The sequence below is a fragment of the Klebsiella sp. LTGPAF-6F genome (assembly GCF_001753185.1).
GTDB classification, from domain to species: domain Bacteria; phylum Pseudomonadota; class Gammaproteobacteria; order Enterobacterales; family Enterobacteriaceae; genus Klebsiella; species Klebsiella michiganensis.
In genome coordinates, this window is sequence record NZ_CP017450.1 from 5,773,590 (window position 1) to 5,796,177 (window position 22,588).

A 22,588-nucleotide genomic window follows, 5' to 3' on the forward strand; every position below is an offset into this window, starting at 1 on the left:
AGGGTCCTATGTCGGCTCCAGAATCGCAGGATAAAAAAGTCCCACACTTCTCATCGTTAAAATTTACCCCTGCCGCGCAGCCGGCGGAAAGCTGCTGCGCGGACCACGCCTGCAGCAGCGAAACCGCCGCTGAAAACGAGGCTCTGAGGCACGCACGCTTTAGCTGGCTGGTAGAAGGCATGGATTGCGCAGCCTGCGCGCGCAAGGTCGAAACCGCCGTTCGCCAGGTACCGGGGGTCAGCCAGGTGCAGGTACTGTTCGCCACCGAAAAGCTGCTGGTCAACGCCGAGGGCAATGTCCGCCCGCAAATCGAAAGCGCCGTGCGCGCCGCGGGCTATCAGCTGCGTGATGAAAACGCGCCACGGGCAGAGGAGTCCACCTCGTGGCTGCGCGAGAATCTGCCGCTCATCACGCTGGTCATCATGATGGGACTAAGCTGGGGGCTGGAGCAGTTCAGCCCGCCTCTGGGCGAAATCGCCTTCATCGCAACCACGCTGGTCGGCCTGTGGCCGGTCGCCCGGCAAGCAATACGCCTGATCAAAAGCGGAAGCTGGTTCGCCATTGAAACCCTGATGAGCGTCGCAGCCATCGGCGCGCTGTTTATCGGCGCCACCGCCGAAGCGGCGATGGTCCTGCTGCTGTTCTTAATCGGCGAACGTCTTGAGGGCTGGGCCGCCAGCCGCGCGCGGCAAGGCGTCAGCGCCTTGATGGCGTTGAAACCCGACACGGCAATCCGCGTGCGCGACGGCGTGCGTGAAACCGTAGCCCAGCGCGACCTGCGCCCCGGCGACGTGATTGAAGTCGCCGCCGGAGGCCGCCTGCCCGCCGATGGCCAGCTGCTCTCGCCCTTCGCCAGCTTCGATGAGAGCGCGCTAACCGGTGAATCCGTACCGGTGGAGCGTAACGCCGGGGAACGCGTGGCGGCCGGCGCGACCAGCGTCGATCGTCTGGTACAGCTGACGGTGATCTCCGAACCGGGCGACAGCGCTATCGATCGTATCCTTAAGCTGATTGAAGAAGCGGAAGAGCGCCGCGCGCCGATTGAGCGCTTTATCGATCGCTTTAGCCGCATCTATACCCCGGCGATTATGGTCGTCGCGCTGCTGGTGGCCATTGTTCCGCCGCTGCTGTTTGCGGGCGCATGGCTGCCGTGGATCTATAAAGGTTTAACGCTGCTGCTGATTGGCTGTCCGTGCGCGCTGGTGATCTCAACCCCGGCGGCGATTACCTCCGGGCTGGCGGTGGCGGCGCGTCGCGGCGCGCTGATTAAAGGCGGCGCGGCGCTGGAGCAGCTGGGCCGCGTGCGCCAGGTGGCGTTTGATAAAACCGGCACCCTGACCATCGGCCAGCCGCGCGTCACCGCGGTGATGACGACCGCAGACATCGGCGAAAACGATCTGCTGGCGCTGGCGGCCGCCGTGGAGCAAGGCTCCAGCCACCCGTTAGCCCAGGCCGTCGTACGTGAGGCGGAGCAGCGCCAGCTGGTCATTCCGCCGGCAAGCGGCCAGCGCGCGCTGGCCGGCTCCGGCATTGAGGCGCAGGTTGAAGGACGTCAGGTGCTGATTTGCGCCGCGGGTAAAAATCGCGATCCACAGTACGATGAACCTATTCAGCAGCTGGAGAGCGCGGGGCAAACCGTGGTGCTGGTGATGCGCGATGAGGCGCTGCTGGGGATTGTGGCGCTGCGCGATACGCTACGCGATGATGCTCGCCAGGCGGTGGATGAACTCCATCAGTTAGGCGTTCAGGGAATCATACTGACCGGCGACAATCCGCGCGCGGCGGCGGCTATTGCCAGCGAACTGGGGCTGGCGTTCCGCGCCGGGCTGCTGCCTGCGGATAAAGTGCAGGCGGTGATGGCGCTTAATGCCCAGTCGCCGCTGGCCATGGTCGGCGACGGGATCAACGATGCGCCGGCGATGAAAGCGGCGACCATTGGCATCGCGATGGGCAGCGGCACCGACGTCGCTCTGGAGACTGCCGATGCGGCATTGACCCACAATCGCCTCACCGGACTGGCGCAGATGATTTCGCTGGCGCGCGCCACTCACGCCAATATCCGGCAGAATATCGCTATCGCGCTGGGTCTGAAGGGGATTTTCCTCGTCACCACCCTGCTTGGCCTCACCGGCCTGTGGCTGGCGGTGCTGGCGGATACCGGGGCGACGGTGCTGGTCACCGCTAACGCGCTGCGGCTGCTACGTAAGAAGTAGGGACAATACCCGGGGGCGGCGCTTGACGCGCCTTGCCCGGGCTACGGATTAGTGCGGTCTGGTTTTTTGTAGCCTGGATCAGTGGCTTTTACGGATCAGATAGCGGTACGGCAGCGCCTCGGTTTCCTGCGCCAGCAGCTCATGCTCCATAAAGCGGCAGAAACCGGGAATATCGCGGGTCGTCGCCGGATCGTCGGCCACGATTAGCAGCGTCTCGCCCACCGGCATCGTACGCACGGTCTTGCGCACCATCATCACCGGTTCCGGGCAACGAAGCCCCTGCGCATCAAGCGTATGGTCAGGGCTGGAGAAAAGTTCGCTCATTTTCATCTCACATTAACAAAACGGCCCTAGTTTACCCCCAGTTCGCCAGTACGCAAGCCAGGTTAACGTTTGCGCGAAAAACAACCATTGCAATACGCTCGCAACGCAGTATCATGCAGCCGTTTTTATTGGGTTCCCTCACCCCAACCACTAAAAAGGTCACAATATGAGTCCGTTTACTACCGTACAGCGTAAAAAAGCGCTGATCTGGCTATCGCTTTTCCATCTGCTGGTCATCACTTCCAGTAACTATCTGGTGCAGCTGCCGATCTCCATCTTTGGTTTTCATACCACCTGGGGCGCGTTCAGCTTTCCGTTTATTTTCCTCGCCACCGACCTGACGGTGCGGATTTTCGGCGCTCCGCTGGCGCGACGCATTATCCTCGCGGTGATGATCCCGGCGCTGCTTATCTCCTACGGGGTTTCCGCGCTGTTCTATATGGGCGAGTGGCAGGGGTTTGCCGCATTAACCAGCTTTAACCTGTTTGTCGCCCGTATCGCCGCCGCCAGCTTTATGGCCTACGCGCTGGGGCAAATCCTCGACGTCCACGTCTTTAACCGCCTGCGTCAAAACCGCCGCTGGTGGCTGGCGCCCACGGCATCCACCCTTTTTGGTAACGTCAGCGATACGCTGGCCTTCTTCTTTATCGCCTTCTGGCGCAGCCCGGACCCGTTTATGGCGGCGCACTGGGGTGAAATCGCCATCGTCGACTACTGCTTCAAGGTGCTGATTAGCATCGTATTTTTCCTGCCGATGTACGGCATGTTGTTGAATATGCTGCTGAAAAAACTGGCAGATAAATCTGATTTATCCGCATTGCAGCCAGGTTAAGAGTACTCACGAAACGATGTGATAAGATAAGCGAATGAGCCGTTAATGGCCGTTTATCGAAAGGAAGATGTCAATGCGCAATTTGGTTAAATATGTCGGTATTGGCCTGCTGGTTGTGGGTCTTGCGGCCTGTGATAACAGCGATACAAAAACGCCGACTGCCGGGGCTGCTGCGGAAAGCAACGCCAGCGGGCAACCTATTAGTCTGCTGGATGGCAAACTGAGCTTCTCCCTGCCAGCCGGTATGACCGACCAGAGCGGCAAGCTGGGCACCCAGGCCAACAATATGCACGTCTATTCTGATGCCACCGGCCAGAAAGCGGTGATCGTGATTGTGGGTGACAATACCAACGAGGAGCTGGCGGTGATGAGCCAGCGTCTGGAAGAGCAGCAGCGCAGCCGCGACCCGCAGCTGCAGGTCGTGAGCAATAAATCCATTGAGATCAAAGGCCACACGCTGCAACAGCTGGACAGCATCATCTCCGCTAAGGGTCAGACCGCCTGGTCTTCCGTCCTTCTCGGCAAGGTTGATGACAAACTGCTGACGCTGCAAATCACATTGCCAGCGGATAACCAGCAGCAGGCGCAGACCGAAGCGGAAAACATTATCAACACCCTCGTCATCCAGTAACTACTGGCCTGACGCCGCGGCCTCCGGTTCACCGACCGGGGGCCGTTTTTTTAACCGCCATCCCAGCAGCAGCGCCACCGCAACCAGCCCCGCCGTCGCCAGATAGATCGATGAAATGCCCGCCCACGCCATCAGCAGCCCGGCAAGCGGACCGGTGATCCCCAGCGAGAGATCCATAAATACCGTGTAGGTTGCCAGCGCCGACCCCTGGTTCTGCTGCGGTACGGCCTTCACCGCCACCACGCCAAGCGCCGGGAACACCAGCGAAAAACCGGCTCCGGCAAAGAAAGTGCCGATTTTCGCCATCAGCGGCGTCTCCGCCAGGCCCACTAACAGCAGCCCAATAATTTCGACGACAAAACAGAGCATCGCCACGTTCAGCCCGCCGAGGCGGTTAATTCCGTTGGGGAACAGCAGCCGGGTGCCGACAAAGGCGCAGCTAAACAGCGTCAGGGCGAAGGCCGCGCCGTCCCAGCCTTTAGCATCATAAAACAGAGTGATAAAGGTGGCGATAACGCCAAAACCCGCCGAAGCCAGCGCCAGCGCCATGCCGTAGAGCCAGACGCGCCCCAGCACCGCGCGAAACGACATCGCTTTACCCTTGCCCGCTTTGACCGCCGCCCGCGGCAACGCGCACAGCACGGCCACCAGCGCGACCGCCATAATGGTCAACGCCAGCCCGTGCAGGCCAATCAGCGAGTAACAGAGCACGCCGAGCGGCGCGCCCATCGCCATCGCTCCGTAGGTGACAATGCCGTTCCAGGAGATAACTCGCCCGATATGCAGCGAACCGACTACCCCGACGCCCCACAGCGTGGAGCCGGTTCCCGCGAAGCTCTGCCCGATGCCGAGGATAATCCGGCCAAGGCACAGCAGCGCCAGGCTAACCACGGGCAAGCCGCCGAAGAGCGCCGCCAGCAGATAGCCGAGTCCGCTAAGAAAGCAGCCGCACAGGCCGAAAATGACGATCTTTTTTGGCCCCAGCAGATCGGCATAGCGCCCGGCGTGAGGGCGGCTGAGCAGCGTAGCGAAGTACTGGAGGCTAATCACCAGCCCGGCCCAAAAGGCGCTAAACCCCATCACATCATGAACGTAGCCTGGCAATACCGCCAGCGGCAGGCCAATGGTCAGGTAGCTGGCAAAGTTAAAAATCACGACAGAGACAATCCGCAGATTGAGGCGCAATCCATTAAGCGCCGGTTCGGCGACGGTTTCGGGCATCGGGTTCCACCAGATTTTTACAACTGTGTTTCATTTCTACCACGCCGCACGTTATAAATCAGCAGCCAGATTAGGATTCCTGGCAGCAAGCCAGCCGCTACACTTAATGAAAATCATAGAAAGGAAGAGTGAATGACAACCCCTCAGCCCGATAAAACGGGCATGCATATTCTGCTCAAACTGGCGTCACTGGTGGTTATCCTCGCCGGTATTCACGCCGCGGCAGATATCATCGTGCAACTATTACTGGCGCTGTTCTTCGCCATTGTCCTCAACCCTCTGGTCACCTGGTTTATTCGCCGCGGCGTGCGTCGCCCGGTCGCCATTACTATCGTAGTGGTGGTGATGCTGATCGTGCTCACCGCGTTAATTGGCGTACTGGCCGCGTCGGTTAACGAATTTGTCGCCATGATGCCAAAATATAATAAAGAGCTGACGGCAAAAGTCCTGCGGCTGCAGGAGGCGCTGCCCTTTTTGCATATTCATATGTCCCCGGAGCGTATGCTGCAACGCATAGACTCCGACAAGCTGATGACGTTCACGACCACCCTGATGACCGGGCTGTCCGGCGCCATGGCCAGCGTCGTTCTGCTGGTTATGACGGTGGTATTTATGCTTTTTGAAGTCCGGCATGTGCCCTATAAACTCCGTTTTGCCCTCAACAACCCGCAAATCCACATCGCCGGTCTTCATCGGGCGTTAAAAGGCGTTTCGCATTATCTGGCGCTGAAAACGCTGCTCAGCCTGTGGACCGGGGTGATTATCTGGTTAGGGCTGATGCTAATGGGGGTGCAGTTTGCGCTGATGTGGGGCGTGCTGGCTTTTCTGCTGAACTATGTGCCTAACATTGGCTCGGTGATTTCCGCCGTCCCGCCGATGATCCAGGCGTTACTTTTTAACGGATATTATGAATGCCTGCTGGTCGGCGCACTCTTTTTAGTCGTGCACATGATTATCGGCAATATTCTCGAACCCCGCATGATGGGCCACCGGCTGGGCATGTCTACGCTGGTGGTTTTCCTCTCGTTGCTGGTCTGGGGATGGCTGCTTGGCCCGGTGGGAATGCTGCTGTCGGTACCGTTAACCAGCGTGTGTAAAATATGGATGGAGACCACCAGGGGCGGCAGTAAGTTAGCCATCCTGCTCGGGCCCGGGCGCCCCAAAAGCAGGCTACCGGGCTAGCTGATCTTGTCGTATCAATGCATCCGTATACCCGTATTTAAAAAAGCGGGTATGCGGGAAATACGTTATTCAGATAAGCTTCATAGATAAATCACAACAGAACACTATTCACCTGCTATTTATTTTCAACTTTTTCGCTACAGAGCAGAAACATCCCTCCTTTGATTATATTCATTGATAGAGCATATTAATTTAATTATACTTTTGCACCGGCCTCTAACAAGCGGCCTCCATTATTCGTCTTGACAATAAAAAACCATTAACATCAGAGTCTCCATCTATCTGAACGACTTAAAAGCAGACAAACACACGAATTAATGTAGAATAAAAACGATAGCCGCATAACATCTACGTATCAATATTTCCAACACGATATATTATTTTTTTAACCAATAAAATGATAGGGAGTATTCATGAAAAAAATAATTCGCTGGGTTGCCGCCGCAACGATTATCGGTGCTCTGGCAGGCTGTGCCCGTACAGCGCCCATTGAACAAATCCATACAACAGTAAGCGCAGGCCATACCGAAGCCGAGGTTAAAAATGCAATCATCAAGGCAGGTGCCCAGAGAGAATGGATTATGTCAGACGCTGGGCCGGGGGTGATCAATGCCCGCCAACAAATACGCGACCATATTGCTGAAATTAAAATTAACTATTCCGCAACCAGCTATTCCATCAACTATGCCAGCAGCATTAACCTGATGGCCTCCGGTGGAAAAATTCATAGAAACTATAACCGCTGGGTGCACAACCTTGATAAAGATATTCAAATTACCCTTGCTGCGGACTCAGCTCGGTAAATGAACTCTCTTTGGGCCAATAACGGCCCGTTCCCCCACTAAACTGTAAAGGCTGTGTCAATCGTGTACAAAAAGGACACTCTCAGCGCACTGGATGCTATTACCGAAGCGCAGCGGATTGCTTTTGCCCCCATGCTTTTTCAAACTGCATTATGCCTACGCAACTCAGGCGTACTAGATTACCTCGACCATCAAGGTAAACTCGGTGCGACGCTGGAGGCTATTTGTGAGCATTGCGAGGTAAATGAATACGCCGTCAGCGTATTGCTGGATATGGGATTAAGTGGACGTATCCTTACTCATAAAGGAGAGTGCTATTATCTCGCTAAAGTAGGACATTTCTTACTTCATGATACAATGACCCGGGTAAATATGGATTTCACACAGGATGTTTGTTATCAGGGATTGTTTTTTCTGGAAAATGCGCTCCAGGAAGGAAAGCCAACCGGGTTAAAAGTATTTGGCGACTGGCCCACGATTTATCCAGCCCTGGCACAGTTACCGCAGGCGGCGCGTAAAAGCTGGTTCGCTTTTGATCATTACTATTCTGACGGGGCATTCAATGCTGCACTGCCGTATGTATTCGCCAGCCAGCCCGCAACCCTGTACGATGTAGGCGGAAATACCGGAAAGTGGGCTTTACGCTGCTGTCAGTATGATGAAAATATCGCGGTAACGTTATTAGATTTGCCTCAACAAATTGCACTGGCTCGTGAAAATATAGAAAATGCAGGCCTTACCCACCGCATCGATTTCCATGCTGTGGATATGCTGAGCGACGCGCACCTTCCCGGGGAAGCGGATGTCTGGTGGATGAGTCAATTTCTTGACTGCTTTTCACCAGAACAAATTATCACCATGCTCAGTAACGTGGCGCGCGTGATGAAACCCGGCGCTCGCCTGTGCATTCTGGAACTGTTCTGGGACGCGCAGAAATTTGAAGCTGCATCTTTCAGCCTGAATGCGTCTTCGCTCTATTTTACCTGCATGGCCAACGGTTACAGCCGGTTCTACAGCGTCGACAAGTTTTATCGCTATCTGGAAATGGCAGGATTCCAGGTAGAACAACGTCAGGATAATTTAGGCGTTGGGCATACCTTATTGATATGCCAGAAAATAAAATAACAAAGCAGCGTTACTCGCTGTTTTGGCGTTCAATTTAACGCCAGCAAAATCATTGATTGATCGCGGACGCGAGCGGATGACATTTTCATTTAACATAATTGACTGGCAAGCCATGGCTCCTGGGGTCAGTGGCACCGAACAGTGGCAAAAGTGGTCACGGCATTTGCACGCCATCGACCCCACGGCACCGTTGGCTAAGCTCAGCGAACTGCCAATGATGACGGCCCGCCGGCTCAGCTCCGGTAGTAAGCTGGCAGTCGAGTGCGGGCTGGCAATACTCCGTCGCCATGAGATAGATGCCGTTGTGTACACCAGCCGCCACGGAGAGCTGGAGCGTAACTACCGGATCCTGCACGCGCTGGCGACAGAGCAGGCGCTCTCTCCAACCGATTTCGCCTTATCCGTGCATAACTCCGCCGTAGGTAATCTGACTATCGCCGCGAAAAAGCCGATCGTTTCATCGTCGCTCTCCGCCGGCCGCGATACTTTCCAGCAGGGATTGTATGAAGTCATGGGTCTGCTGAATGCGGGGTACCAGCGTATTTTAATAGTCGATTTCGACGGTTTCCTGCCTGTTTTTTATCACCCGCAGCTACCACCTTTGATGCCCACCTGGCCCTATGCAACGGCGTGGATTATTGAGGCTGGTAGCGAATGGCAGTGTAAAACCCAACGCTGCGAGGTTGGCGAGGAGAGCGAGCTACCGCAAAGTTTGCTGTTTTTACAACACTATTTGCAGAATACCAGCACATTCACCATCCCCGGTGAGCGCGTGCAGTGGCAGTGGTGCCGCTCATGAATAGTATGCTACCCAAGCTAAACCGTCTTTGGCGAGCGGCAATGACCGGCTTTTGTTTCGCGCTTTTCGGGCTTGGCGGGCTGCTGCTCTCGCTTGTCTGGTTTAATCTGCTGCTGGCAACGATTCGCGACAAAGCCCGTCGCCGTCGACTCGCACGGCGCAGCATTTCAGCCAGTTTCCGATTCTTTCTCACCGTGGTAAAAGCCGTTGGTGTACTCGATTTTCGCATTGAAGGCGGCGACGTTTTGCGCCAGGAGCGCGGTTGCTTGATCGTCGCCAACCACCCTAGCCTGATCGATTATGTCATGCTCGCTTCAGTAATGCCCGAAACAGACTGCCTGGTGAAGAGCGCGCTGCTGAAAAATCCGTTTCTCAGCGGCGTGATTCGCGCGGCGGATTATCTGATTAACGATCAGGCTGATGCCCTGCTTCCGGCCAGCAGCCAGCGTTTACAACAGGGTGACACCATTTTGATTTTTCCCGAGGGAACGCGCACGTTACCTGGCGAAAAAATGACACTACAGCGCGGTGCGGCCAATATCGCGGTTCGCTGCGGTAGCGATTTGCGCGTAGTCGTTATCCGCTGTACCGAGCATATGCTGGGCAAACAGAGCAAGTGGTATGATGCTCCGCCAACGAAACCACGCTTTACCATTGCGGTTGGTGAGCGGCTACAAATCAACCAATTTTACGATGCAAACTTACAAGAACCGGCGCTGGCGGCAAGGCAGTTAAACCGGCATATTTTGCTTAAATTACAATCAGGTACTACGCCTGGCACAGGAATTAATGATGCAAGCGCTCTATCTTGAAATTAAAAATCTGATCATAAATACACTGAACCTGGACGAACTGTCCGTTGACGATATCGAAACCGAAGCGGCGCTGTTTGGCGATGGTTTGGGCCTGGACTCAATCGATGCTCTGGAACTGGGTCTGGCAGTGAAAAACCAGTACGGTGTGGTGCTGTCCGCCGAGAGTGAAGAGATGCGTCAGCACTTTTTCTCCGTTGCCACGCTGGCATCTTTCATTCACGCGCAACGTACCTGAGGAGACGCCGTTATGACCGCACAAAACGCCATTTACGAAGAAGTCTCCGCGCTGCTGATTAAGCTGTTCGAAGTCGACGCGCAGGCAATTCAACCTGAAGCGCGCCTGTACGAGGATCTGGAGCTGGATAGCATCGACGCAGTCGACATGATCGTACATCTTCAAAAGAAAACCGGTAAGAAAATCAAGCCGGAAGAGTTTAAAGCCGTTCGTACCGTGCAGGATGTCGTCGATGCGGTAGAACGCCTGCTCAAAGAAGCATAATTCTCCGTGTCAGGCGCACGGTCGCTGCCGGTCATCACCCTGCTGACAGGTTTATTGCTGCTGACCTGGCCATTTTTGATCTGGTTTGGTCTGGCGCATAACGGCCTGCGCTGGCTGCTGCCGCTAATTGCACTCTTGCTGTTTTTACGCTGTCGTCAGATCCGACGACAGGCGGGGCCACTACGCATCGTCACACAGATCGTTGCTGCCGCAGGCATCACGCTGTGCTCTGCCAGCTATCTGCTCAAAACTCACCAACTGCTACTGTTTTACCCGGTGGTAGTGAACAGCGTCATGCTAGCGGTTTTTGGCGGTTCGCTGTGGTCAGCTATGCCGATTATCGAACGCCTGGCACGACTGCGAGAACCAGACCTTCCAGAAACTGCCGTTCGTTATACACGCCGTGTGACACAAATTTGGTGCGCATTTTTCATCTTCAACGGCAGCATTGCGCTCTTAACCGCGCTGCACGGCGACATGTCTATTTGGACGGCGTGGAACGGGATGCTCTCTTATCTGTTGATGGGCATGCTGATGGCCGGTGAGTGGTTAGTACGCCGGCGGGTAATGAAAAGAGATAATCAATGAAGCCGATCCTCACTCTGGCCCAGTGGCTCAACGCCCCTCGCCCGGTCGACACGTCGATTGCATGGCAGGAAGGACATACCTGGACACTTGGGCATCTGCGCAAGGATGTCGGTCATCTGCTTGAATACCTGCAACAGCAGGAAGGCGATCGCTGGGCGCTATGTTTTGAAAACAGCTATTTGTTCATCGTCGCGCTGCTGGCAACGCTGCATGCAGGTAAAATACCGGTGCTCCCTGGACACTGCCGCGTAACATTATTGAGTGAGCAGCACACCCTATTTGACGGTCTATTGAGCGATAAAGCGCTGGACTGGCAGGGCTCGCTGCGGGTGGTCAGTTCCGCCATGACGCTCGCCACTGAATCCTTCGCCTTTCCAGCAATCGACAACGATGCATATATTGAGCTGTTTACCTCCGGATCGACTGGTCAGCCAAAACGTGTGAACAAACCAATACGCCTTCTCAACAACGAAGCACAGCTGCTGGCAACGCGCTTTGCCGATCGTCTTGCAAATTGCCGCATAGTCGCTTCAGTCACACCTCAACACCTGTACGGCCTGACATTCCGTATCTTCCTGCCGATGGCCTTAGGTCTGCCTCTCCACGCAGGGATGCTCTGGTACGCAGAGCAGTTGGCGGCTCTGAGCCATAAATATCGGTACGCGTTTATCAGCAGCCCTGCATTCCTCAAACGCCTCGACGGCCAGCTCGCTCCCCCACCGGTAGAGATGATCCTGTCCGCGGGTGGTGTGCTCTCCTGGTCAGATGCCGCGCGAGCAGCTAGCTGGCTGAACGTTTGGGTGGATGAAATCTACGGCAGTACTGAAACCGGCGTTATCGCCTGCCGCGATTACCAACAAGATGATGCGAAATGGTTGCCTTTTCCTGGCATCAGCATCCATCAGGAAAATGGTTCATTTCGCGTTATTTCACCGCTAATTGCAGGTGTTGATGGCTTTTTACTCGATGATATTCTGCAATTTTCAAAAAATGGGCAGTTCGGCCTGATTGGACGCCGGGGGCGGGTGGTCAAAATTGAAGAGAAGCGCATTTCGCTCAGCGAAGTGGAGCAGCGCCTGCTGATGTTGGACGGCATCCTTGATGCAGCGGTATTAACGGTAACACGCGGCAGCCGTCAAAGCGTGGGCGCCTTGCTGGTCCTGGATAACAACGCGCGAAAGCGCTGGGGTAAAACCCAGGAATTAACATGGCGGAAAGCGTTGAGCTCATGGCTGGAGCCGGTCGCCGTTCCCCGCTACTGGCGGGTGATTGATGAAATTCCGGTAAACAGTATGAACAAGCGTGTCTATGCGCAATTACAGGAGTTATTTCATGAAACCCCATGAAATTGAGCGCCATCAAGCACAACCTCATCAGATTCAAATCGATTTATATCTCGACCCCACGCTGTTCTGGTTTCGCGGGCATTTTGCCGTCCAGCCGCTGCTCCCGGGCGTTGCGCAGATAGATTGGGTGATGCATTACGCTACCACCCTACTCGCGCCCGGCTGGCGTTTTCATAGTGTTCAGAACGTGAAGTTCCAGGCGCCGCTATTGCCGGAGACAGCCGTTACGCTCACCGTACTCTGGCAGGAAGAACGGCAAATACTCACCTTTAGCTATCAGCGCCACGACGGCGAAGCGCGACACACAGCCAGCAGCGGGAAGATCCGTTTATGCCGTTAAATTTTTCCCCGTGCGTGCTGATCCCCTGCTATAACCACGGCGCGATGATGTCGCGCGTGCTGGCGCGTCTTCAGCCGTTTGGCCTGCACTGCATCGTAGTTGATGATGGCAGCGATTTCCGTACGCAACAGGAACTCGAACGATTAGCGGCAGCATCTGCAAATATGACTTTAATTCGCCTGCCGATTAACTCAGGTAAAGGCGCAGCGGTTATTCGCGGCATGCAGACGGCAGCGGAAGCTGGCTTTAGTCATGCCGTCCAGGTTGATGCCGACGGCCAGCATGCTCTTGAAGACATTCCCAAACTGCTTGCCCTGGCCGAGGAACACCCGACGGCGCTGATTTCCGGACAGCCTATTTACGACGATTCCATTCCCCGCTCGCGCCTGTATGGGCGCTGGGTGACCCACGTCTGGGTGTGGATCGAAACGCTTTCGCTTAAATTGAAAGACAGCATGTGTGGCTTTCGGGTCTATCCGGTTGCGCCAACGCTGCGGCTAGCGCAGCGCGTGGCGCTAGGTAAGCGGATGGACTTCGATACTGAAGTTATGGTGCGTCTCTACTGGCAGGGTAGTACCAGTTATTTTATCCCAACCCGCGTTACCTATCCGCTGGACGGGCTATCTCATTTCGACGCCTTCAAAGATAACCTGCGTATCTCACGGATGCACACGCGACTGTTCTTCGGCATGCTGCCGCGCATCCCATCGCTGTTGTTCCGCCACACATCGCCACACTGGGCGCATCAGCAGGAGGTCAGGGGATTGTGGGGAATGCGTGTGATGCTTCTGGTATGGCGCCTGCTAGGGCGCAAGGCATTTACTCTGCTACTCTATCCAGTGGTCGCCGTTTACTGGCTCACGGCTTCCACTGCTCGTAAAGCTTCGCGGAACTGGATAGCTCGCGTACGCGAACAGCTCTCCGAGCGTCTGATGCCGGTCCCCCCTTCGCTCACCAGCTACCAGCACTTTCTGCGCTTCGGAAATGCAATGCTCGATAAAATTGCCAGTTGGCGCGGCGAGCTGCGGTTGGGCCGCGATGTGGTATTTTCGCCTGGCGCGGAAGAAGCCCTCAACGTCAACTCACCGTACGGCAAGCTGCTGCTTGCATCACATCTGGGCGATGTTGAAGCCTGCCGCGCGCTAGCGCAATTACAGGGCAGCAAAATCATCAACGCGCTGGTATTCAGCGACAATGCCCAGCGCTTTAAGCAAATTATGCAGGAAATGGCTCCGCAGGCTGGACTCAACCTGATGCCGGTCACCGACATCGGCCCGGAGACCGCCATCCAGCTTAAAGAGAAGCTAGAGCGCGGCGAGTGGATTGCCATTGTCGGCGATCGCATTGCGGTTAATCCCCAGCGCGGCGGCGAATGGCGCGTCTGCTGGAGCCGCTTTATGGGCCAACCCGCTCCGTTTCCACAGGGGCCGTTCATTCTCGCCTCGATTTTAGGTTGTCAGGTGGATCTGATTTTCGCCCTGCGCCAGCAGGGAACGCTGCGTATTCACTGCGAACCGTTCGCCAATCCGCTGCTGCTGCCGCGCGCCGAACGTCAGGATGCCTTGCAGAAAACTATCGAGCGCTACGCCGAACGCCTCGAGCACTATGCGCTCCAGTCGCCGCTGGACTGGTTTAACTTTTTCGATTTCTGGCAACTGCCGGACACCAAACACAAGGAATAAAAGGTGCTGAACGATCCCCGCTTTACGGCTGAAGTCGAGCTGGCTATCCCGTTCCACGACGTTGATATGATGGGCGTGGCGTGGCACGGCAACTACTTCCGCTACTTTGAGATTGCCCGTGAAGCGCTTCTGAACCAGTTCGACTACGGGTACCGACAGATGAAAGCCTCAGGTTACCTGTGGCCCGTGGTTGATGCGCGGGTAAAGTACCGTAATCCCCTGACCTTTGAGCAGCGCATTCGCGTCCGCGCGCGTATAGAGGAGTTCGAAAACCGCCTGCGCATCGGTTATGAAATTTTCGATGCCGAAACAGGAAAGCGGGCAACGACTGGCTACACCATTCAGGTAGCGGTTGAAGAAAAGAGTCGCGAACTGTGCTTTGTCAGCCCCACGATTCTGTTTGAACGTATGGGAGTTACGCCATGAGATTCTTACCACTGCTGGCGCTGTTCATCAGTCCCATAGTCAGCGCCCTGACGCTTGATAATCTGCAACAGCGCTTTACCGAACAGCCGGTGGTCCGGGCGCATTTCGATCAAACCAGAACGATTAAGGATCTGCCGCAGCCGTTGCGATCTCAGGGGAAGATGCTGATCGCCCGCGACCAGGGTTTACTATGGGATCAAACCAGCCCTTTCCCGATGCAGTTGCTGCTGGATGACAAGCGGATGGTGCAAGTGATTAACGGCCAGCCGCCGCAAACCATCACCGCCGAGAACAACCCTCAGATGTTCCAGTTCAACCATCTGCTGCGCGCGCTGTTCCAGGCCGATCGTAAAGTGCTGGAAGAGAATTTCCGCGTAGAGTTTGTAGACTTAGGCGAAGGACGCTGGACGCTGCGCCTGACCCCCATCACCACGCCGCTGGATAAGATTTTCGCGACCATTGATTTAGCCGGAAAAACGTATCTGGAGAGCATTCAACTCAACGACAAGCAGGGCGATCGTACCGATATCGCACTTTCCCAACATCAACTCACGCCAGCGCAACTGACCGATGACGAACGCCAACGTTTTGCCGCCCAGTAAACGCCCTGCGTTGCTATGGGGAATCGCCTGCCTGATCCTGCTGGGCGTTCTGCTAACGCAGCTGCCTCAGGCGCGGCTAAACAGTAGCGTGCTGGCGATGCTGCCAAAGCAAACACTGGGGAAGACCCCTCCGAGCCTGAACGACGGTTTCATGCAGCGTCTCGACCGACAGTTGGTCTGGTTGGTAAGTCCTGGTAAGAAAGCCGATCCGGCGGTAGCCCACGACTGGCTGATGCGATTGCAAAAATCGCAGGCGCTGGCTGAAGTGAAAGGCCCAATGGACGCCAACAGCCAGCAAGCGTGGGGAGCTTTTTTTTGGCAGCATCGCAACGGACTAATCGATAGCGACACCCGTGCGCGTTTGCAAAACGGCGGCGAGGCGCAGGCGCAATGGATACTTTCCCAACTCTACTCGGCATTCTCCGGCGTTAGCGGCAAAGAGTTGCAAAACGATCCGTTGATGCTGATGCGCGGCTCGCAGCTGGCAATGGCCAAAAACGGCCAACGCCTGCGGCTGATGGACGGCTGGCTGGTGACTCAGGATAAACAGGGCAACTACTGGTATCTGATGCATGGCGAGCTGGCCGGTTCCTCGTTTGACATGCAGCAGACGCATCGGTTGGTCACCACGCTAAAAACGCTGGAAGGTGAACTTAAAGCGCAATATCCGCAGGCACAGTTGCTGTCTCGCGGCACGCTCTTTTACAGCGATTACGCCAGCCAGCAGGCGAAACAGGATATCTCCACCCTCGGCGTGGCGACTCTGTTCGGCGTGATTCTGCTGATTATGGCGGTATTCCGCTCGCTGCGCCCGCTGCTTTTGTGTCTGATATCCATTGCTATTGGCGCGCTGGCGGGCACGGTCGTGACGCTGCTTATTTTCGGCGAGCTGCATCTGATGACGCTGGTGATGAGCATGAGCATTATCGGAATTTCCGCTGACTATACGCTCTATTATCTGACCGAACGGATGGTGCACGGTGCACAAATGTCACCGTGGCAAAGCCTCGCTAAAGTGCGGAATGCGCTGCTGCTGGCGCTACTGACTACCGTAGCGGCGTACCTGATTATGATGCTCGCCCCCTTCCCCGGTATTCGTCAGATGGCGGTCTTCGCGGTGATGGGGTTAAGCGCCTCCTGTTTAACGGTGATTTTCTGGCATCCGTGGCTATGTCGTGGTCTGCCCGTCCGTCCTGTTCCGTCCATGGTACAAATGCTGCGCTGGCTTGCCGCATGGCGACGCAATAAAAAGCTTTCCATCGGTTTGCCTGTGGTGCTGGCGCTGTTCTCGCTGGCAGGTCTTGCCACGCTGCGCGTTGATGATGATATATCACAGCTACAAACGCTGCCGCAGGACATCCTGGCCCAGGAAAAAGCCATTACCGCGCTCACCGGACAAAGCGTCGACCAGAAATGGTTCGTAGTTTATGGCAAATCTGCCCAGCAAACCCTGGAGCGGCTGGAACGCTTTACCCCCGAGCTGGAGCAAGCGAAAACAGAAGGATGGCTCAGCGGGTATCGCACCATTCCGCTAAATTCGCTCACCCGACAGCAGCAGGATCTTAGTTTGTTGAAAAATGCTGCGCCCACCGTTACCGCAGCCCTGAATAACGCCGGACTAGCGGCAGTAAATCCCGACCTCAACGCCATGCAGGTAACGGTTGATGCCTGGCTTGCCAGCCCGGCTAGCGAAGGGTGGCGGCTATTGTGGATAACGCTGGCAGATGGAGAAAGCGGCGTACTAGTGCCAGTAGAAGGCGTGAACAATAGCGCAGCGCTAAATGCTCTCAGCACAAGATATGTTGGTGTTGCGTGGGTGGATCGCAAAAGCAGCTTCGACGAGCTGTTCACACTTTATCGTCATATCCTGACCGGCCTGCTGTGCGTTGCGCTAGCGGTGATTGCCTGCGGGGCGATGATTCGGCTTGGGTGGCGAAAAGGGCTAATTAGCCTGGTGCCGTCGATGTTATCCCTTGGCTGCGGGCTGGCCGTACTTTCGCTGAGCGGTCATACGGTAAACCTGTTCTCGCTACTGGCGCTGGTGCTGGTGCTCGGAATTGGCATTAACTACACGCTGTTTTTTAGCAATCCGCACGGCACTCCGCTGACGTCGCTACTGGCGATTACGCTGGCGATGCTAACTACGATCTTGACCTTGGGCATGCTGGTTTTTAGCGCCACCCAGGCTATCAGCAGTTTTGGCATTGTACTAGTAAGCGGTATTTTCACCGCGTTTCTGCTTTCACCACTGGCGATGCCCGCGAAAAAGAGAAAAAAAGATAATGATTAAACCGACGTTCTGGCGCGCCATCGCTCTGATCGCAACGCTGATACTGGCCGGATGCAGCAGCTCGCAGCCGGAACAACAAGGGCGCCCTCAGGCCTGGCTCGAGCCGGGCACGCGCGTCACACTGCCTTTACCGGACATCTCTCCGCCGATTAATTCACAGCAACTACTCACCGGCAGCTTTAACGGCAAAACCCAGTCGCTGCTGGTACTGCTCAATGCTGACGATAAAAATCTCACGTTGGCAGGACTCTCCTCTGTCGGCATTCGCCTGTTCCTTGTGACCTACGATGAAAAAGGGCTGCACAGCGAACAGTCAATCGTGGTACCGCAGTTGCCGCCAGCAAGCCAGGTGCTGGCTGATGTCATGCTCAGCCACTGGCCAATTCACGCCTGGGAGTCGCAGTTGCCAAAAGGCTGGACATTGATCGACTGCGGCGATAAGCGCGAACTGCGCAACGCCAGCGGTAAGCTGGTCACCGAAATCATCTATCTGAATCGCAAAGGCAAGCGTGAGCCGATCAGCATCGAACAACATGTCTTTAAATACCACATCACCATTCAATATCTGGGTGACTGAAATGATCTATATTTCTGCCGTCGGCATGATCAACGCGCTGGGTAGCGATAACAATGAAATTGCCGCCAACCTGATGCGCGGCGTGGCACCCGGTATGCGCCCTCGTTCGGGCTGGCTTCGGGGACATCCGCACGCGGTATTAGCCGGTGTAGATGGCGAACTGCCGGTCATTCCCGATGAGTTCAGCGCCCATCGTTCGCGCAATAATCAATTACTACTGGCGGCGCTTAAACACATTCAGCCGCAGGTCGATAAGGCTATTACGCAGTACGGACGGGACAGGATTGCCGTGATACTGGGTACCAGTACCTCTGGACTTGATGAAGGCGATACGCACGTTAATCTGACGCTTAACGGACAGGAAAGCGCGGCCTGGCAGTACCCGCAACAAGAGCTGGGAGACCCATCGCGCTTTCTTAGCCGCTGGCTGGCACTGGCTGGCCCGGCATTCACGCTGTCAACCGCCTGCTCTTCCAGCGCCCGGGCAATAATTAGCGGACGCCGCCTGCTTGAAGCCGGGCTAGCGGACGTCGCGATTGTCGGCGGTGCGGATACGCTGAGCCGAATGCCGATCAATGGCTTCCACAGTCTGGAATCCCTCTCCCCAACGCTGTGCCAGCCGTTCGGTCGTGACCGCAATGGCATTACTATTGGTGAAGGTGCCGCGTTGATGCTGCTGACTCGTGAACCGCAGCCTATTGCTTTACTGGGCGTGGGCGAGTCGAGCGACGCATACCATATTTCAGCGCCGCATCCACAAGGTGAAGGAGCGATCCGCGCCATTCATCAGGCGCTGCACGACGCAGGAATCACGCCAGAGCAGGTGGGCTACATCAATCTGCACGGTACCGCCACGCCGCTTAACGACCAGATTGAATCCAGAGTGGTGCACGAACTGTTCGGCGAAACGGTGCCATGCAGTTCCACTAAACACCTAACCGGCCACACGCTGGGTGCGGCAGGGATCACCGAAGCGGCGATCGGTATGCTAATTTTGCAACGCAACCTGCCACTACCGCCGCAGAATTTTAGCTCCTCGCCACGCGACGAAACGCTGCCGCCCTGCGGTATCATCGAGCAGCCGCAGCCGCTTGAACGTCCAGTTATCCTGTCAAACTCGTTTGCCTTTGGCGGCAATAACGCCAGTATTCTGCTCGGGAGGATCTCATGAGCGACTATTTACCCCCCGGCGAATACCTGCCGCACGACGAGCCAATGCTGCTGCTTGATGAAGTGGTAAATGTGACGGACGACTCCACCCTCTGCCGAGTCACGGTATCGGCCAATGGCACGCTGGCCCCCTTTCTCGATGCAGAAGGCCATCTCCCCGGCTGGTTTGCCCTGGAGCTTATGGCGCAAACCGTTGGCGTCTGGTCAGGCTGGCACCGCCACCGGCAGGGACAAGAGAGTATTTCCTTAGGTATGGTACTCGGCGCGCGTGAACTGGTCTGCGCGGCGGGGATTGTTCCCGCCGGATTAACGCTGAATGTCTCCGTCACGTTGCTGATGCAGGATGAGCGCTTCGGCAGCTTTGAATGCACGATCGCCGCTGGCGAAGAGACGTTGGCTACTGGCAGGGTTAACACCTTCCAGCCAACATCTGAAGAACTTAACACCCTATTTCAACAAGGAGCGTCCGCATGAATCGTTCAGTTTTGGTTACCGGCTCCAGCAAGGGAATCGGTCGCGCTATCGCCCTCCAACTGGCAGCGGACGGCTTTATTGTTGGCGTCCATTATCATCGCGATGCGCAGGGCGCGCAGGAGACGCTGGATGCGATTCTCGCCGCAGGCGGCGCTGGCCGCCTGCTGACGTTTGACGTCGCCAACCGCGAGCAGTGCCGCAAGGTGTTAGAGCAGGATATCGAGGCACATAGCGCGTGGTACGGCGTGGTGAGCAATGCTGGTATCACACGCGATGCGGCCTTCCCGGCGCTCAGCGATAACGACTGGGATACGGTGATCCACACCAATCTGGATAGCTTCTACAACGTTATTCAGCCGTGCATCATGCCAATGATTAGCGCGCGTAAGGGCGGGCGAATCATTACGCTTTCTTCGGTTTCCGGCGTAATGGGCAATCGGGGCCAGGTTAACTACAGCGCGGCCAAAGCGGGGATTATCGGGGCGACGAAAGCGCTGGCAACTGAGCTGGCAAAACGCAAAATTACCGTCAACTGCATCGCACCGGGGCTTATCGACACCGGGATGATCGAAATGGAAGAGGCCGCGCTTAAAGAGGCGATGTCGATGATCCCCATGAAACGGATGGGCCATGCGGACGAAGTGGCCGGGCTTGCCAGCTATTTAATGTCGGATGTGGCGGGCTACGTGACCCGTCAGGTGATTTCCATCAATGGAGGGATGTTATGACGCGTAGAGTGGTGATTACAGGCATGGGCGGTGTCACCGCCTTTGGAGAAAGCTGGCAGGCCGTTTCCACCAGACTGCTTGACTACGAGAACGCAGTACGCAAAATGCCGGAGTGGCAGGTTTATGACGGCCTGCATACGCTGCTGGGCGCGCCGGTCGATGATTTCACCCCACCGGAGCATTATACCCGTAAGCGTATTCGCTCCATGGGCCGCGTATCGCTGATGTCCACTCGCGCCACTGAACTGGCGCTGGAGCAGGCAGGGCTAATTGGCGAGGCAGTGCTAACCAACGGCGAAACTGGTATCGCCTATGGCTCCTCAACCGGCAGCACCGGACCAGTGAGTGAATTCGCCACTATGCTGACCGAAAAACACACCAATAACATCACCGGCACCACCTACGTACAGATGATGCCGCATACCACCGCCGTCAACACCGGGCTGTTTTTCGGATTGCGCGGTCGCGTTATCCCCACATCCAGTGCCTGTACCTCAGGCAGCCAGGCGATTGGTTACGCATGGGAAGCGATTCGTCACGGATATCAAACAGTAATGGTGGCTGGCGGCGCAGAAGAGCTATGTCCGTCGGAAGCGGCAGTGTTTGATACCTTATTCGCCACCAGCCAGCGTAATGATGCCCCCAAAACCACCCCTTCCCCGTTCGATGAACAACGCGATGGTCTGGTGATTGGCGAAGGCGCAGGCACGCTGATCCTGGAAGAACTGGAGCACGCCAAAGCGCGCGGTGCGACCATCTACGGTGAGATTATCGGTTTCGCCACCAACTGCGACGCGGCGCATATAACCCAACCGCAGCGAGAAACCATGCAGATATGCATGGAGCAGTCACTGAAAATAGCAGGCCTGAGTGCTCTGGATATTGGCTATATTTCCGCTCACGGAACGGCGACCGATCGCGGTGATATTGCAGAAAGCCTGGCAACAGAGGCGATTTATGGCAACAACGTCCCCTTCTCTTCCCTGAAAAGTTATTTTGGCCATACCCTGGGTGCCTGCGGTGCGCTGGAAGCCTGGATGAGCCTGCATATGATGCGCGAAGGCTGGTTTGCGCCAACGTTGAACCTGCATCATCCGGATGCCAACTGCGGCGCACTGGATTACATCATGGGTGAAGCCCGCAAAATTGACTGTGAGTTTCTGCAAAGCAACAACTTTGCCTTTGGCGGCATTAACACCTCTATTATCATCCAGCGCTGGCCCTGAAATGTACCGGCTTTTTCTGGGAAACGTGTCGGCCTTAAGCGCAGGCGATCTGCCGTCTGCATTGATCTCCTGCGCGCCTCAGGGCGCCGGCCAAACTCGCTGGCTGGCCGGGCGTGCCCTGCTTTCCCATGCCGTTTCGCCACTGCCGGAAATTATCTATAGCGAACAGGGCAAACCTGCTTTCTCGGCCGGTACGCCACTGTGGTTCAATCTGAGCCACAGCAACGACGATATCGCGTTACTGCTGAGCGACGAAGGTGAAGTGGGTTGCGATATCGAAGTTGTACGCCAGCGCGATAACTGGCGCGCGTTGGTAAGCGCGGTTTTTAGCCCCCGCGAACAGGCTGAGATCGAGGCTATCCCCCCGGAACGGCAGATAGCTGCCTTCTGGCGGATCTGGACACGCAAAGAAGCCATCATCAAGCAGTACGGCGGAAGCGCCTGGCAAATGCGCAGTATCGACAGCACGCAGCCCTCCGCGCTGTCGGTGAGCCAGATTCAGATAGGATCGCTCAGCCTCGCGGTCTGCACGCCAACACCATTTCTTTTGACCACTGCGAACATCAGCCGGGTTCGCTCGTAAAATCAAGCCCTGCGGGCAACCGGCACCAGACTGCACGCTCCCGTAGCGCGGTCAACACTGCACCACCGGAAAGATTCAATGCCAATCATCAGCCCCGCCACACTTTCCGGAG

General features: G+C 56.1%; 25 protein-coding genes. 23 read left to right on the plus strand and 2 right to left on the minus strand.

Annotation, left to right across the window (positions count from 1 at the left end; genetic code table 11):
• The first annotated feature begins 8 nt into the window (after positions 1 to 8).
• Positions 9 to 2,213: a Zn(II)/Cd(II)/Pb(II) translocating P-type ATPase ZntA gene (gene zntA, locus BJF97_RS27115; protein ID WP_032694227.1), complete on the plus strand. Its 2,205-nt coding sequence runs from the start codon at positions 9 to 11 to the stop codon at positions 2,211 to 2,213.
• Positions 2,214 to 2,291: 78 nt separating this feature from the next.
• Here zntA and tusA read toward each other — a convergent pair whose 3' ends face one another.
• Entirely contained in the window at positions 2,292 to 2,537 is a 246-nt protein-coding gene (gene tusA, locus BJF97_RS27120; RefSeq protein WP_004106582.1) for a sulfurtransferase TusA, read from the minus strand.
• Between the two features lie 166 nt (positions 2,538 to 2,703).
• Here tusA and BJF97_RS27125 point away from each other — a divergent pair, with 166 nt between their 5' ends.
• Together BJF97_RS27125 and BJF97_RS27130 are read left to right on the plus strand one after the other, a co-directional pair.
• Positions 2,704 to 3,369, plus strand: coding sequence for a 7-cyano-7-deazaguanine/7-aminomethyl-7-deazaguanine transporter (locus BJF97_RS27125; RefSeq protein WP_004126198.1), 666 nt, complete (start codon positions 2,704 to 2,706; stop codon positions 3,367 to 3,369).
• A 73-nt stretch (positions 3,370 to 3,442) separates the two neighbouring features.
• Complete coding sequence (locus BJF97_RS27130) at positions 3,443 to 4,000, plus strand: DcrB family lipoprotein (protein WP_004855087.1); 558 nt, start codon at positions 3,443 to 3,445, stop codon at positions 3,998 to 4,000.
• Here BJF97_RS27130 and BJF97_RS27135 read toward each other — a convergent pair whose 3' ends face one another.
• Positions 4,001 to 5,221, minus strand: a complete 1,221-nt coding sequence (locus BJF97_RS27135; RefSeq protein WP_032694226.1) for an MFS transporter — start codon at positions 5,219 to 5,221, stop codon at positions 4,001 to 4,003. It lies immediately after the preceding gene.
• Between the two features lie 132 nt (positions 5,222 to 5,353).
• Between BJF97_RS27135 and BJF97_RS27140 the strand changes: the two genes are divergently transcribed.
• From BJF97_RS27140 to acpT, 20 genes are all read left to right on the plus strand, one after another.
• On the plus strand, positions 5,354 to 6,403 hold the full coding sequence (locus tag BJF97_RS27140; protein ID WP_009654337.1) for an AI-2E family transporter: 1,050 nt from the start codon (positions 5,354 to 5,356) through the stop codon (positions 6,401 to 6,403).
• 413 nt (positions 6,404 to 6,816) lie between these two features.
• Positions 6,817 to 7,206: an LptM family lipoprotein gene (locus BJF97_RS27145; protein ID WP_014227101.1), complete on the plus strand. Its 390-nt coding sequence runs from the start codon at positions 6,817 to 6,819 to the stop codon at positions 7,204 to 7,206.
• Between the two features lie 63 nt (positions 7,207 to 7,269).
• Positions 7,270 to 8,331 carry a class I SAM-dependent methyltransferase gene (locus BJF97_RS27150; protein WP_014227102.1) on the plus strand — a complete coding sequence of 354 codons (1,062 nt, stop codon included), beginning with the start codon at positions 7,270 to 7,272 and terminating at the stop codon, positions 8,329 to 8,331.
• A gap of 76 nt (positions 8,332 to 8,407) precedes the next feature.
• The gene (locus BJF97_RS27155) at positions 8,408 to 9,130 is read left to right on the plus strand and encodes a beta-ketoacyl synthase chain length factor (protein ID WP_032694225.1); all 723 of its coding nucleotides are present in this window, start codon (positions 8,408 to 8,410) and stop codon (positions 9,128 to 9,130) included.
• Entirely contained in the window at positions 9,127 to 9,942 is an 816-nt protein-coding gene (locus BJF97_RS27160) for a lysophospholipid acyltransferase family protein (protein WP_032694224.1), read from the plus strand. The genes BJF97_RS27155 and BJF97_RS27160 overlap by 4 nt, the downstream gene beginning before the upstream one ends.
• A complete protein-coding gene (locus BJF97_RS27165) occupies positions 9,923 to 10,180 on the plus strand; it encodes a phosphopantetheine-binding protein (RefSeq protein WP_014227105.1) in 258 nt (85 codons plus the stop codon). Before BJF97_RS27160 ends, BJF97_RS27165 begins: the two co-directional genes overlap by 20 nt.
• 12 nt (positions 10,181 to 10,192) lie before the next feature.
• Complete coding sequence (locus BJF97_RS27170; RefSeq protein WP_014227106.1) at positions 10,193 to 10,444, plus strand: acyl carrier protein; 252 nt, start codon at positions 10,193 to 10,195, stop codon at positions 10,442 to 10,444.
• Positions 10,445 to 10,450: 6 nt separating this feature from the next.
• Complete coding sequence (locus tag BJF97_RS27175) at positions 10,451 to 11,032, plus strand: hypothetical protein (protein WP_032694223.1); 582 nt, start codon at positions 10,451 to 10,453, stop codon at positions 11,030 to 11,032.
• Positions 11,029 to 12,378 carry an AMP-binding protein gene (locus BJF97_RS27180; protein WP_032694222.1) on the plus strand — a complete coding sequence of 450 codons (1,350 nt, stop codon included), beginning with the start codon at positions 11,029 to 11,031 and terminating at the stop codon, positions 12,376 to 12,378. Before BJF97_RS27175 ends, BJF97_RS27180 begins: the two co-directional genes overlap by 4 nt.
• A complete protein-coding gene (locus BJF97_RS27185; protein ID WP_032694221.1) occupies positions 12,365 to 12,718 on the plus strand; it encodes an ApeI family dehydratase in 354 nt (117 codons plus the stop codon). Before BJF97_RS27180 ends, BJF97_RS27185 begins: the two co-directional genes overlap by 14 nt.
• The gene (locus tag BJF97_RS27190) at positions 12,709 to 14,400 is read left to right on the plus strand and encodes a glycosyltransferase family 2 protein (RefSeq protein WP_014227110.1); all 1,692 of its coding nucleotides are present in this window, start codon (positions 12,709 to 12,711) and stop codon (positions 14,398 to 14,400) included. The genes BJF97_RS27185 and BJF97_RS27190 overlap by 10 nt, the downstream gene beginning before the upstream one ends.
• Positions 14,401 to 14,403: 3 nt before the next feature.
• On the plus strand, positions 14,404 to 14,826 hold the full coding sequence (locus BJF97_RS27195) for an acyl-CoA thioesterase (RefSeq protein WP_014227111.1): 423 nt from the start codon (positions 14,404 to 14,406) through the stop codon (positions 14,824 to 14,826).
• Positions 14,823 to 15,428, plus strand: coding sequence for a LolA family protein (locus tag BJF97_RS27200; RefSeq protein ID WP_014227112.1), 606 nt, complete (start codon positions 14,823 to 14,825; stop codon positions 15,426 to 15,428). The genes BJF97_RS27195 and BJF97_RS27200 overlap by 4 nt, the downstream gene beginning before the upstream one ends.
• Complete coding sequence (locus BJF97_RS27205) at positions 15,397 to 17,718, plus strand: MMPL family transporter (RefSeq protein ID WP_032694220.1); 2,322 nt, start codon at positions 15,397 to 15,399, stop codon at positions 17,716 to 17,718. The genes BJF97_RS27200 and BJF97_RS27205 overlap by 32 nt, the downstream gene beginning before the upstream one ends.
• Positions 17,711 to 18,295, plus strand: coding sequence for a DUF3261 domain-containing protein (locus BJF97_RS27210; RefSeq protein WP_014227114.1), 585 nt, complete (start codon positions 17,711 to 17,713; stop codon positions 18,293 to 18,295). Before BJF97_RS27205 ends, BJF97_RS27210 begins: the two co-directional genes overlap by 8 nt.
• A 1-nt stretch (position 18,296) precedes the next feature.
• A complete protein-coding gene (locus BJF97_RS27215; RefSeq protein ID WP_014227115.1) occupies positions 18,297 to 19,466 on the plus strand; it encodes a beta-ketoacyl-[acyl-carrier-protein] synthase family protein in 1,170 nt (389 codons plus the stop codon).
• Positions 19,463 to 19,939 (plus strand): ApeP family dehydratase, encoded by a 477-nt coding sequence (locus BJF97_RS27220; protein WP_014227116.1) that lies wholly within the window; start codon positions 19,463 to 19,465, stop codon positions 19,937 to 19,939. The genes BJF97_RS27215 and BJF97_RS27220 overlap by 4 nt, the downstream gene beginning before the upstream one ends.
• Positions 19,936 to 20,667: a 3-ketoacyl-ACP reductase FabG2 gene (locus BJF97_RS27225; RefSeq protein ID WP_014227117.1), complete on the plus strand. Its 732-nt coding sequence runs from the start codon at positions 19,936 to 19,938 to the stop codon at positions 20,665 to 20,667. The genes BJF97_RS27220 and BJF97_RS27225 overlap by 4 nt, the downstream gene beginning before the upstream one ends.
• Positions 20,664 to 21,893, plus strand: coding sequence for a beta-ketoacyl-ACP synthase (locus BJF97_RS27230; protein WP_014227118.1), 1,230 nt, complete (start codon positions 20,664 to 20,666; stop codon positions 21,891 to 21,893). Before BJF97_RS27225 ends, BJF97_RS27230 begins: the two co-directional genes overlap by 4 nt.
• Position 21,894: 1 nt before the next feature.
• Positions 21,895 to 22,476: a 4'-phosphopantetheinyl transferase AcpT gene (gene acpT, locus BJF97_RS27235; protein WP_014227119.1), complete on the plus strand. Its 582-nt coding sequence runs from the start codon at positions 21,895 to 21,897 to the stop codon at positions 22,474 to 22,476.
• The last annotated feature ends 112 nt before the right edge of the window (positions 22,477 to 22,588 follow it).